Source organism: Sphingomonas sp. (assembly GCF_017304635.1).
Classification (GTDB): Bacteria; Pseudomonadota; Alphaproteobacteria; order Sphingomonadales; family Sphingomonadaceae; genus Sphingomonas.
In genome coordinates this window covers 526,760-538,544 of record NZ_JAFKMA010000001.1, presented here as the reverse complement: position 1 = coordinate 538,544, position 11,785 = coordinate 526,760, and the positions used below count along the sequence as shown (strand labels likewise).

Genomic DNA, 11,785 nt, shown 5'->3' with positions numbered 1-11,785 from the left:
ATGTTCGACGACGATGCGATCGAGGCGGCGCGCAAGACCTTCGCGGGGCCGATCGCGTTCCTGAAATCGGCACCAGCGCTGCAACACCTGCCCGGCGCGGACGTGCCGGAGGTGGCGTTCGCCGGCCGCTCGAACGTCGGCAAGTCGTCGCTGCTCAACGCGTTGACCGGGCGCAAGGCGCTGGCGCGCACGTCGGTCACGCCGGGACGGACGCAGGAGCTCAACTTCTTCGACGTGGGCGATCCGCTCGCGTTCCGGCTGGTCGACATGCCGGGCTACGGCTTCGCGAAGGCGCCGAAGGATGTGGTCAGGAAGTGGCGCTTCCTGGTCAACGATTACCTGCGCGGGCGCGACGTGCTCAAGCGGACGCTGGTGCTGATCGATGCGCGGCACGGGCTGAAGGACGTCGATCGCGAGATCATGGACATGCTCGACAAGGCGGCGGTCAGCTATCGCCTGGTCCTGACCAAGGGCGACAAGATCAAGCCGACCGAGCTCGCCGAGGTGACCGCACGCACCGCCGAGGAGGCGAAGAAGCGCCCCGCCGCGCATCCCGACATCCTGGCGACGTCGAGCGAGACCGGCGTCGGCATCCCCGAGCTCCGCGCCGCCGTGATCGAGGCGATCGGCTGAGCCTAAGCCGTTCGGTTAGCCAATTTTATCCGTCGGGCCGGGCTTGTTCCGGCATCCAAGGTGCCGCACACGTCAACTGGCGGGGCGCTGTGGACCCCGGGACAAATCCGGGGTGACGAAGGCATGAAACGTATCGCGTTGTTCGCAGGTGTGGCGCTGGCTCTCGTTCCCCTCGCGGCGGTCCACTCGCAGACCGCCGCGCCGATCACCGGTGCCGACGTCCTTGCGGCCGAAAAGGCGCTGGCCGGGCCGGAGATGCGCGGACGCGGCAGCGGCACCGCCGACGAGGCGCGCGCGGCGCAATGGGTCGCCGATCGGTTCGTCAAGGCGGGCTTGAAGCCTGCCCCCGGAATGGACGGCTACCTCCAGATCGCGCCGCTCGGGCGCAGCACGGTGACCGGCGATCCGGTGCTGATGGTGGGTGGCGCGAAGATCACCGGCGTGGGCGTGCTGATGACCGATGGCGGACGCGTCGGGGGCACCGCCGCCGTCCTGCGCAACCCCGGCGACGCCGCGCCCGCCGATGCCGACGTGCTGGTCTATACCGGTCCCGCCGACAAGCTCGGCCAGGTGCGCCGCGCGGCGCGGGGCAAGGTCAAGCTGATCCTGACCGGCGAGAGCGACATGACTCGCCGCTATCTGAGCGCGATCGGTGGCCGTCCGCAGATCCGCACGACGCTGGCCGGGGGCAGCCGGACGCCGAGTGTCGCGCTGGCGACGCTCCCCGCCCAGGCGCTGGCCGCGATCCACGCCGGCGACATGGTGACGCTCGACGTCCCGTTCACCGCGGAGAAGGGCACCACGACCAACGCGATCGCCTACCTTCCCGGCACCGACCCCAAGGCCGGGATCATCCTGCTGTCGGCGCATCTCGATCATCTCGGGGTCAAGCCCGACGGCACGATCATGCCCGGCGCCAACGACGACGCGTCCGGCACCGTCGCGGTGATCGAACTCGCCCGCACCTTCGCGGCGATGGGGCCGGCCAAGCGCGGCATCCTGTTCGTCGCCTATGGCAGCGAGGAGATCGGCGGGCTCGGCTCGACGTGGTTCGGGATGCACCCGCCCGTGCCGCTGACCAGCATCGTCGCCAATATCGAGTTCGAGATGATCGGCGCGCAGGATCCCAAGCTGCCCAAGGGCGCGCTGATGATGACCGGCGCGGAACGGTCCACCCTGTTCGGCATGATGCAGAGCCAGGGCGCATTGGTCGCGCGCGACCCCTATCCCGACGAGAATTTCTTCCAGCGGTCCGACAATTACTCGCTCGCGTTGCAAGGGATCGTCGCGCACACGCTGTCCGGCTGGGCGGTGGTGCCGACCTATCACGACGCCAGCGACACGGTCGAGAATCTCGACATCGGGTATATGACCGCGGCGATCAATTCGCTGGTCAAGCCGATCCGCCTGCTGGCCGATGGCGACTTCACGCCGCGCTGGACGGCCAACGGCCGCCCGCACTGATCTTGCCGATCGCCGGGCGTCGCGATAGCGCATACCCGGCTTTCGAAAAAACGGAGAGGATCGACATGAGCGACACCGCGCTGGAACTGCGTTCGCTGATTACGCCGGAGGGCGAACTGCGCCTGTCGCTCGATCCGGTGCCGGTCCCCACCCCGGGCCCGGGCGAGATCGTCGTGCGGATCGAGGCGAGCCCGATCAACCCGAGCGACCAGCCGCTGCTACTTGGTCCCGCCGACGTGTCGACGCTGGCGAGCGACGGCAACGTCACGACCGCGCGTATCCCGGAGGCGATGATGCCGATGGTCGCCGCGCGCGCGGGCAAGTCGCTGGCGGCCGGTAACGAAGGCGCCGGCACCGTCGTCGCGGCCGGCGACGGCGCGGAACATCTGATCGGCAAGGTCGTCGGCGTGCTGGGCGGGATGATGTACACGCAGTTCCGCAAGGTCCCGGCCGAGAGCGTGCTGGTCTATGCCGATGGCGTCACCCCGGCGCAGGGCGCGTCGGCCTTCGTCAATCCGCTGACCGCGCTGGCCATGGTCGAGACGATGCGCGCCGAAGGGCACACCGCACTGGTCCACACCGCCGCCGCCTCCAACCTGGGCCAGATGCTCAACAAGATCTGCATCGCCGATGGCGTCGATCTGGTGAACATCGTCCGCAACGACGACCAGGCGCAGATTCTGCGCGAGATCGGCGCGAAGCATATCGTCGATTCCTCCAGGCCGGACTTCCGCGCGACCCTGACCGACATCTTGTTCGAGACCGGCGCGACGATCGCGTTCGACGCGATCGGCGGCGGGCCGCTTGCCGGGCATATCCTCGGCGCGATGGAGGCGGCTTTGGTGCGCAAGACGCCGCCGACCGGTGGGTACGGTTCGCCGGTGCACAAGCAGGTCTACATCTACGGCCGGCTCGATCTGTCGCCGACGACGCTCGCGCCGAACATGGGCTTCGCCTGGGGCGTGGGCGGGTTCCTGCTGACCCCGTTCCTGATGAAGGCGGGCGCCGAGACCGTCGCGCGGCTGCGCAAGCGAGTGACCGACGAGATCCTGACGACCTTCGCCAGCGGCTACACCCGCGAAATCTCGCTGGCGGAGGCGATCGAACCCGACACGATCCGCGCCTGGCAGCGCAAGGCGACCGGCGAAAAGTACCTCATCAACCCGTCGAAGTAGCGTTTGCGAGGGCGCGGGCCGGCGGCTATCGCCGGTCCATGCTCAAGCTCATCATCGGCAACAAGGCGTATTCGAGCTGGTCGCTTCGCGGCTGGCTGGCGTGCAAGCAATCCGGCCTGCCGTTCGAGGAAGTCGTCGTGCCGCTGTACGACGGCGACTGGGACAAGCGCCGCCAGGGCGACGAGTTCGCGCCGTCGTCGGGCAAGGTGCCGATCCTGTGGGACGGCGACGTCGTCGTCTGGGATTCGCTCGCGATCGTCGAATTCCTCAACGACCGCACCGGCAATACGAAGTTCTGGCCAGCCGACGAGGCCGCGCGGGCGATGGCCCGGTCGATGGCGGCGGAGATGCATTCGGGTTTCCAGGCGCTTCGCAGCAAGTGCGGGATGAACATTCGTCAGGTCTATCCGCCCAAGCGTCCCGACGACGACGTGCTGGCGGAGCTGCACCGGCTGATGGAGATCTGGGCGCAGGCGCGCGCGCGGTTCGGCGGTGCGGGCTCGTTCCTGTTCGGCGAGTTCGGCGCGGTCGACATCATGTTCGCGCCGGTGTGCACGCGGATCGTCACCTACCAGTTGCCGATCGCGCGGTTCGCGGTGCCGTATGTCGAGGCGGTGCTCAACCACCCCTTCCTGCAGGACTGGATCGCCGCCGCGCAGGAAGAGGATTGGGTGATCGAGAAGTTCGAGCAGCCCGAATTAGGGTAAGCGCGTCGTCGGGTACGGCGTGCCGTCCTTGTGCTCGTAACCCTCGGGCGTGAACTGCAAGTCGATATCGGGATAGTCGCCGCGATCGGTGGCGTCGTCCCCGGCGCTGACCGCGATGAACACGCAGTCCCGGTCGGTGCGGTTCTGCAAGTGATGGCCGTTGCGCTCCCCCGCCGGAAAGCTCGCGCAGTCGCCGGCGCGCATCACCGTTTCGCCGTCGTCGTCGACCAGCACCGCCTCCCCCGACAGGATCACGACGAACTCGTCCTCGACCGCATGCCAGTGGCGCTGCGACGACCAGGCACCCGGTTCCAGCGTCACATGACTGACGCCCATGTTGGTCAGCCCGCTAGGCGGCGCGAGGCGGCGGTACCAGCGGCCGGCGACCGCATGGTCGAACGGGTCGGGATAGCCGGTGGCGTTGGTCCGGGGAATCGCGGTCAGGTCGAGCTTGGGCATGGCCCCCTCTACCAAAAATCGTCGCCGCCGCGTAGGCGGTCGCGATGAACGTCGTCGATCTGACCAAGGCGCTGCTCGCCGCCGAAAGCGTGACCCCGGCGCGTGGCCAGGTGTTCGACGTGCTGGCGCAGGCGCTGAGCGTGATCGGGTTCGAGATCGACCGCTTCGTCGTCGGCGAGGCGCCCGATGGGCCGGTCGAGAACATGATCGCGCTCCGCCGGGGCGCCGGCCGCCACCTCGCCTTTGCCGGCCATCTCGACGTGGTGCCGCCCGGCGACGGCTGGACCAGCGGGGCGTTCGAGCCGGCGGTGCGGGGCGAGTTGCTCCACGGGCGCGGCGCGGTCGACATGAAGGGCGCGATCGCCGCCTTCGCCGCGGCGGCGGCCGACGTGGCGGACGGCCCGACGCTCAGCCTGCTTATCACCGGCGACGAGGAGGGCCCCGCGACCTACGGCACGCGCGCGATCATCGATCGGATGGCGGAACGCGGAATCGCGCCCGATTTGTGCCTGGTCGGCGAGCCGACCTCGGCCGCGCGGCTCGGCGACACGATCAAGATCGGGCGGCGCGGGTCGGTCAATATCTGGATCGAGCTGCCGGGGCGGCAGGGTCATGTCGCCTATCCGCACCTGGCCGACAATCCGATCCCGAAGCTGGTCGCGGCGCTGGCGGCGATCGATGCGCTGGTGCTGGACGCGGGCAACCACTGGTTTCAGCCGTCGAACATCGAGGTGACGGACCTGACGGTCGGCAATCCCGCGACCAATGTGATCCCGGCCAAGGCATCGGCGCGCCTGTCGATCCGTTTCAACGACGAGCAACGCGGGGACGATCTCGTCGCGCTGATCGAGCGGACGGTCCACGCGCACGCCCCCGGGGCTCACGTCACCGCGCGGATTTCGGGCGAGGCGTTCCTGACCGAACCGGGCGCGCTGTCCGATCTGGTGGCCGGCGCGATCGAACGAGTCGCCGGCATCCGCCCAATGCTCTCCACCACCGGCGGCACCAGCGACGCGCGGTTCCTGTCGCAGCTCTGCCCGACGGTGGAATTCGGCCTGGTCAACGCGACGATGCACCAGGCCGACGAGGCGGTCGCATTGCCCGACCTCGCGATGCTGGTCGACATCTACGCCGACGTGATCGCGCGGGCGATCTAGGCCAGCGCGACCAGCCGCACCGGCAGACCGTCCTTGGGCCGTGGGATCGGGAACATCTGCCACGCCTCGCCCGCGCCGGGATCGCTCTCGATCCGATAGGTGCGCAACAGGTTCGCCATCAGCAGCTTCACCTGCATCTGCGCGAAGTGCAGCCCCAGGCACATGTGCGCGCCGCCGCCATAGGGCACCCAGGCGAAACGATGCCGCCCCTTCGACGCTTCCGGCGTGAAGCGCAGCGGGTCGAACCGGTGCGGCTCCGGCCAGATGTCGGGCATGTGGTGCGTGAACATCACGTTCACCCCGACCCCGGTGCCGGCCGGGATGTCGAACCCGCCGAACGAGAAATCGCGCAGCGCGCGGCGCGGGATCGACGGCACCGGCGGCATCAGGCGCAACGCTTCCTTAAACGCGTAATCGGTCAGCGTTAGCCGATCGAGCTGATCGACCAGCGGCACCTGCGGGTCGAGCGCGCGGACTTCATCGCGCAGCCGCTCCTGCCACTCGGGATGCCGCGCCAGTAGTCCAACCAGCGTCGTCGCCGACGAGGTGATCGTGTCGTGCGCCGCCATCATCAGGAAGTTCATATGGTCGGCGATCGCATCGGCCGACAGCGGCTCGCCCTGTTCGTCGGTCGCGCGGCAGAATTGCGAGAAGAAATCGATGCCGTTGCCGCCACGCGCGCCATGCCGCCGCGCCGGAATCTCGCGATTGAACCAGTCGATCAGATAGGCCCGTGCGCGGACGCCCTTGCGCATCGACGTGCCGGGGAGTGGCGAGCGGATCGGCGACACGCTCGCCTGCACCTCGTCGACGAACGCCTGGTTGATGCGATCGGCATCCTCGCCGAGATCGACGCCGAGAAAACTGGTCGCGGCAAGATCGAGCGCCAGCTTCTTGATCGCCGGGTAGAATTTCATCTCGCCCCGCCAGCTCGGCAGCCGCGCGGCGATGCCGGCGTCGAGCTGCGTCGCATAGTGCCGCATCGGCTCCGGCTTGAACGCGACCGACAACGTCTTGCGGTCGGCGCGATGCTTGTCGAAGTCCATCAGCATCAGCCCGCGCGGGAACAGCAGGTTGAGTACCGGCCCCCAGCCTTGTTCCGACGAGAACAGTCTGTCGCGGTCGAACAGCACGAGTTCGTTGGCGTCGGGCCCGAGCAACTGCACGCTGGTGCTGCCCAGCGCGCGGTTGCGATAGACCATGCCGTAATGCTCGACCATGCGGCGATTGAACGCGCGCGGGTCGCGCAGCAGGGGGAAGGTGTTGCCGATGAACGGCAGGCCCTTGCTGCCCGGGATATGATGGAGCCCCCGCTCCGGCTGTCGCGGCAGCCAGTGCGGGTTGGCCTTGAAGGTGTGCGCGAGCGGCCCGTTACTCGTCATCGAGCTGATCGCCGTTCCGCCCCGCGATCTTGAGACCGACCATCGTCGCGACGACGATGGCGGCGATGGCGAAGACGTGCATCATTCGACCGTGACCGACTTCGCCAGATTGCGCGGCTGATCCACGTCCGTCCCCTTCGCTACCGCCACATGATAGGCGAGCAACTGCACCGGCACCGCATACACCAACGGCGCGATCAACGGGTGAACTTTCGGCATCTCGATCGTCGCCAGGCAACCGTCGCCCGCCAGCGCGATCCCTTCGGCGTCCGAGATCAGCACGATCTTGCCGCCGCGCGCCTGCGTTTCCTGCATGTTGCTGACGGTCTTTTCGAACAGCGGGCCGGATGGGGCGATGACGATGACCGGCACATTCTCGTCGATCAGCGCGATCGGGCCGTGCTTCATCTCGCCCGCCGCATAGCCTTCGGCGTGGATATAGCTGATTTCCTTGAGCTTCAGCGCGCCTTCCAGCGCCAGCGGATAGTCGGGACCGCGCCCGAGATAGAGCACGTCGCGCGCCGGCGCGATCAGCGGCGCCATCGCCGCGATTTCCGCGTCGTGGTCGAGCGCGGCGTTGAGCGCGGCCGGCGTCTCGGTCAGCTGATCGACGATCGCTTCCTCTTCCGCGCGAGTCAGCCGCCCCTTGACCTGCGCGAGATGCGCGGCGAGTGCGGCGAGCACCGCGAGCTGGCAGGTGAACGCCTTGGTCGAGGCGACGCCGATCTCCGGCCCGGCATGCGTCGGCAACAGCAGGTCGGCCTCGCGCGCCATCGTGCTGGTCGGCACGTTGACGACGACGGCGATCTTCTGCCCCGCCGCCTTGGCGTGGCGCAACGCCGCGAGCGTATCGGCGGTCTCGCCCGACTGGCTGATGAAGAGCGCCAGGCCACCCTCTTCCAGCACCGGGTCGCGATAGCGGAACTCGCTGGCGACATCGATGTCGACCGGCATCCGCGCGAACGTCTCGAACCAGTATTTGGCGACCATGCCGGCATAGAAGCTGGTGCCGCACGCGACGATCGTGATGCGCTTCACCGCCGACAGGTCGAAATCCATCTGCGGCAGGCCGACCGTGCGCTCCACCCCGCGCAGGTACGAGCGCAGCGTCTGGGCGACGACGATCGGCTGCTCGAAGATCTCCTTCTGCATGAAGTGGCGGTACGTGCCCTTCTCGATCATCGCCGACGTCGCGCCGGACCGCGTGATCTCGCGCGTGACCGGATTGTTGTCGACGTCGTAGATCTGCGCGCCGTCCTTGCGGACGACGACCCAGTCACCCTCCTCGAGATAGGCGATGTTCTGGGTAAGACCCGCCAGCGCCAGCGCGTCGGAGCCGAGATAGGTCTCGCCGTCGCCATAGCCGACCACCAGCGGCGAGCCGAGCCGCGCGCCGATCAGCATGTCGTCATGCTGGCGAAACGCGATCGCCAGCGCGAACGCGCCGCGCAATTCGGGAAGGACGGCCTTGACCGCATCCTCGGGCGACGCGCCGGCCTCGACATGCCCGCTGACCAGGTGCGCGACGACTTCGGTGTCGGTCTCGCTCTGAAACACGCGCCCGCGCGCGATCAGCGCCTCGCGCAGCGGCTTGAAATTCTCGATGATGCCGTTGTGGACCAGCGCCACTTCGCCGGTCGCATGCGGGTGCGCGTTCGACGTGGTCGGCGCACCGTGGGTCGCCCAGCGGGTATGCGCGATCCCGGTATGCCCCGGCGCGGGATCGGTCGCGAGCACCGCGACCAGATTGGCGAGCTTGCCCTCGGCGCGGCGGCGGATCAGCTGGCCGTCCTTTACCGTGCAGACGCCGGCGGAATCGTACCCGCGATATTCCATCCGCCGCAGCCCCTCGACCAGGCGATCCGCGACCTCTTCCTTACCGACGATACCGATGATTCCGCACATGACTGAGGGGCTTTCCTAAAAGACGTAAGGGACACGAATACCCGGCATCTGCGCCGGAAAATCCTTGGTATTGCGGGTAATAAGCACGCGGCCGCGAATTTGTGCCGTCGCCAGGATGATCGCGTCCGGCGATTTCAATCTTGGCCGCTCCCGGCGGAGCGCGGCGGCCCGGCGCGAGACTTCGTCGTCAATCTCGTCGAGCCCGAAGCGCGACAGAAACGCCATCGCGTCGCGGACGATCGACTCGTCGCCCTTCGACAGCACCTCGATCCACGCCATCCGACTGATCCAGGGGCGTGAACCCGCAGCCGCGCGCTGAATTTCGGCCCTGGCCGGCGGATATCCCGCCAGCGCGTCGATCACGATGTTCGCATCGAACGTAAACCCGCTCACCGAGTCAAGGCCGCTTCGGATCGGGATACTTGCCGGCCAGCATGTCTAGATAGATTTGTCGCTGACGATCATCCTCGGCATCGAACAGGTCGGGAGATTCGTTGCGGACCTCTTCATAATCGTCGTCCCAGGGCCGCGTCCATTCGGCCCGCCGACGCCGTTCATACTCACGTGGATCGATCGTAATGCCATGCCGGGCCCACAAGCCGAAACCCTGGTCGATCCAACTCATATCGTCGTCTCGCGGTTGCGCCTTGTAGGTCGCCACGGCGTCACGCAGCACCGACGCACGCGATTTGCCCAGTTCGGCTGCACGCTGGTCGAGCCACTTGAGGTCGTCATCCGGCAAATCGGCGAGAATACGCGTCATGATGATATATTGATATCATATCATGATATCATGTCAAGCCGAGCGCTACTTCGCCGCCTTTTTCGCCGCCATCATCTCGCGGAAGCGTTTCGCCCAGCCGGGCCTGGTCGCCTGATCCGGTCGCACCAGCCGCAGCGCGTCGGCCTCGACGTCCTGCGTCACGGTCGAGCCGGCACCGACGATCGCGCCGGCGCCGATCGTCACCGGCGCGACCAATGCCGAGTTCGATCCGATGAAGGCGCCCTCGCCGACCACCGTCCGGTACTTGAAGAAGCCGTCGTAATTGCAGGTGATCGTGCCCGCGCCGATGTTCGCACCGGCGCCGATCTCGGCATCGCCGAGATAGGTCAGGTGGTTGGCCTTCGCGCCCTTGCCCAGTGTCGCCTTCTTCACCTCGACGAAATTGCCGACCTTCGACTTCTCGCCGAGCACCGCGCCGGGACGCAGGCGAGCATAGGGACCGACCTCGGCCCCCTCGCCCACCTGCGCGCCCTCGATGTGCGAATAAGCATGGATCGTGACGCGATCGGCGATCGTCACGCCGGGGCCGAAGAAGACGTTGGGCTCGATTGTCACGTCGCGGCCGATCGCCGTGTCGTAGGCGAACCACACCGTCTCCGGCGCGATCAGCGTGACGCCAGCCGCCATCGCCGCGTCGCGCCGTGCCGTCTGCCAGCGGGCCTCGGCGTAGGCCAGTTCGGCGCGACTGTTGATGCCGATCACCTCGTCGGCATCGGTCTCGACCACGACCGCGCGGTCGCCATCGGCCAGCGCCAGCATGACGATATCGGGCAGGTAGTATTCGCCCGCCGCATTGTCGTTGCCGACGCGTTCGAGCAGCGGCCACAGGTCGGCGGCGCGAACCGCCGTCACGCCCGAATTGCACAGAGTCACCGCGCGCTCGTCGTCCGAGGCGTCCTTGAACTCGACCATCTTGGCGATCGCGCCGTCGCGGTCGGCGATGATCCGCCCATAGGCCTTGGCGTCGTCCGGGCGGAAGCCGAGCACCGCGACCCGGGGGGCGTCGTCGCCCGCCAGCCGCTCGACCATCCGCGCGATCGTCGCGGCGGTTAGGAACGGCGTGTCGCCGAACGCGACGACCACCACGCCGTCGAACCCGGCCAGCGCATCCTTCGCCATCAGCGCGGCATGCGCGGTGCCGAGTTGCTCGTCCTGCGGCGCGATCCTGGCGCCCAGCGGCGCCACCGCCGCCTCGACCTGTTCGCGCCGTGCGCCGACCACCACGACCTTCTCGCGCGCGCCCGCCGCGTCGAACGCATCGACCAGATGGAGCAGCATCGGTCGCCCGGCGATCGGGTGCAGCACCTTGTGCAGGTCGGACTTCATCCGCGTGCCCATGCCGGCGGCGAGGATGATCGCGGCGATATCGGTCGTCATGGCGTTCCTGTTTTTTCGGGCCGTCTGGCTGATACCGCGGCCCTGCCACGACGGACTTGCCAACGCCAGAGCGGAGCGCCACGCGACAGACCGATGGCCGATTTTCCCTTTGCCCTGATCGGGTTCGACCTCGACGGCACGCTCGTCGACAGCGCGGCGGACCTGGCCGCGTCGGTGAACCATGTGCTGGCGACGATCGGACGCGCGCCGCTGACGGTGGGGACGGTTCGCACACTGATCGGCGGCGGCGGGCGGCGGATGCTGCAACGGGCGTTGCTGGCGACCGGCGGCGATGCCGAGCTCGACACGCTCCTGCCGGTGCAGACCGCCTATTACGACGCGCACATCGCCGACCGCACCCGGCCGTATCCGCATGTCGTGAAGGCGCTGGCGGGCTTGGCGGCGCGCGGCGTGACGCTGGCGGTCGTTACCAACAAGCGCGAGAGCGCAGCGCGGCTGCTGCTCGGCAAGCTGGGCTTGCTCGACCGGTTCGCCTGCGTGATCGGCGGCGACAGCCTGGGTGGCATCATGAAGCCAGATCCGGCGCCGATCCGTGACATGGTGCGACGATGCGGCGGTGGTTCCGCCGCGTTCGTCGGCGATTCGGCTTACGACGTGCGTGCCGGAAAGGCCGCCGGCGTGCCGGTCGCGACGTTCGGCGCGGTGCCGGACGCCGACGCGGTGTTCACGGATTATGCCGACCTGATCCCGACGCTCGAACGTCTGGCCGCCCGCTGATAGG

At 68.0% G+C, this 11,785-nt stretch carries 12 protein-coding genes; 6 read left to right on the top strand and 6 right to left on the bottom strand.

All coding sequences use genetic code 11. The features are described from left to right. The 4 genes from yihA (at nucleotide 1) to J0I47_RS02690 (ending at nucleotide 3,979) form a co-directional block, all read left to right on the top strand. Nucleotides 1-633 carry a ribosome biogenesis GTP-binding protein YihA/YsxC gene (gene yihA, locus J0I47_RS02705; protein ID WP_294044900.1) on the top strand — a complete coding sequence of 211 codons (633 nt, stop codon included), beginning with the start codon at nucleotides 1-3 and terminating at the stop codon, nucleotides 631-633. 123 nt (nucleotides 634-756) lie between these two features. Next, a complete protein-coding gene (locus J0I47_RS02700) occupies nucleotides 757-2,097 on the top strand; it encodes a M28 family peptidase (protein ID WP_294044899.1) in 1,341 nt (446 codons plus the stop codon). Between the two features lie 65 nt (nucleotides 2,098-2,162). Next, a complete protein-coding gene (locus tag J0I47_RS02695; RefSeq protein ID WP_294044898.1) occupies nucleotides 2,163-3,272 on the top strand; it encodes a zinc-binding dehydrogenase in 1,110 nt (369 codons plus the stop codon). Nucleotides 3,273-3,310: 38 nt separating this feature from the next. Next, complete coding sequence (locus J0I47_RS02690; RefSeq protein ID WP_294044897.1) at nucleotides 3,311-3,979, top strand: glutathione S-transferase family protein; 669 nt, start codon at nucleotides 3,311-3,313, stop codon at nucleotides 3,977-3,979. Here J0I47_RS02690 and J0I47_RS02685 read toward each other — a convergent pair. Continuing rightward, complete coding sequence (locus J0I47_RS02685) at nucleotides 3,971-4,438, bottom strand: cupin domain-containing protein (protein ID WP_294044896.1); 468 nt, start codon at nucleotides 4,436-4,438, stop codon at nucleotides 3,971-3,973. The genes J0I47_RS02690 and J0I47_RS02685 overlap by 9 nt on opposite strands. Before the next feature lie 44 nt (nucleotides 4,439-4,482). Between J0I47_RS02685 and dapE the strand changes: the two genes are divergently transcribed. Further along, entirely contained in the window at nucleotides 4,483-5,595 is a 1,113-nt protein-coding gene (dapE, locus tag J0I47_RS02680; protein WP_294044895.1) for a succinyl-diaminopimelate desuccinylase, read from the top strand. On the opposite strand, the gene J0I47_RS02675 is transcribed toward dapE, so the two are convergent. The 5 genes from J0I47_RS02675 to glmU form a co-directional block, all read right to left on the bottom strand. Further along, nucleotides 5,592-6,977: a cytochrome P450 gene (locus J0I47_RS02675; protein ID WP_294044894.1), complete on the bottom strand. Its 1,386-nt coding sequence runs from the start codon at nucleotides 6,975-6,977 to the stop codon at nucleotides 5,592-5,594. The two genes, dapE and J0I47_RS02675, sit on opposite strands and share 4 nt — an antisense overlap. 81 nt (nucleotides 6,978-7,058) lie before the next feature. Then, entirely contained in the window at nucleotides 7,059-8,882 is a 1,824-nt protein-coding gene (gene glmS / locus J0I47_RS02670) for a glutamine--fructose-6-phosphate transaminase (isomerizing) (RefSeq protein ID WP_294044893.1), read from the bottom strand. Nucleotides 8,883-8,897: 15 nt separating this feature from the next. Continuing rightward, the gene (locus J0I47_RS02665; RefSeq protein WP_294044892.1) at nucleotides 8,898-9,275 is read right to left on the bottom strand and encodes a PIN domain-containing protein; all 378 of its coding nucleotides are present in this window, start codon (nucleotides 9,273-9,275) and stop codon (nucleotides 8,898-8,900) included. A gap of 4 nt (nucleotides 9,276-9,279) precedes the next feature. After that, on the bottom strand, nucleotides 9,280-9,645 hold the full coding sequence (locus J0I47_RS02660; protein WP_294044891.1) for a ribbon-helix-helix domain-containing protein: 366 nt from the start codon (nucleotides 9,643-9,645) through the stop codon (nucleotides 9,280-9,282). A gap of 45 nt (nucleotides 9,646-9,690) precedes the next feature. After that, nucleotides 9,691-11,043, bottom strand: a complete 1,353-nt coding sequence (gene glmU / locus J0I47_RS02655) for a bifunctional UDP-N-acetylglucosamine diphosphorylase/glucosamine-1-phosphate N-acetyltransferase GlmU (RefSeq protein ID WP_294044890.1) — start codon at nucleotides 11,041-11,043, stop codon at nucleotides 9,691-9,693. 93 nt (nucleotides 11,044-11,136) lie between these two features. Between glmU and J0I47_RS02650 the strand changes: the two genes are divergently transcribed. Further along, nucleotides 11,137-11,781, top strand: a complete 645-nt coding sequence (locus J0I47_RS02650; protein ID WP_294044889.1) for an HAD-IA family hydrolase — start codon at nucleotides 11,137-11,139, stop codon at nucleotides 11,779-11,781. Nucleotides 11,782-11,785 lie beyond the last annotated feature (4 nt).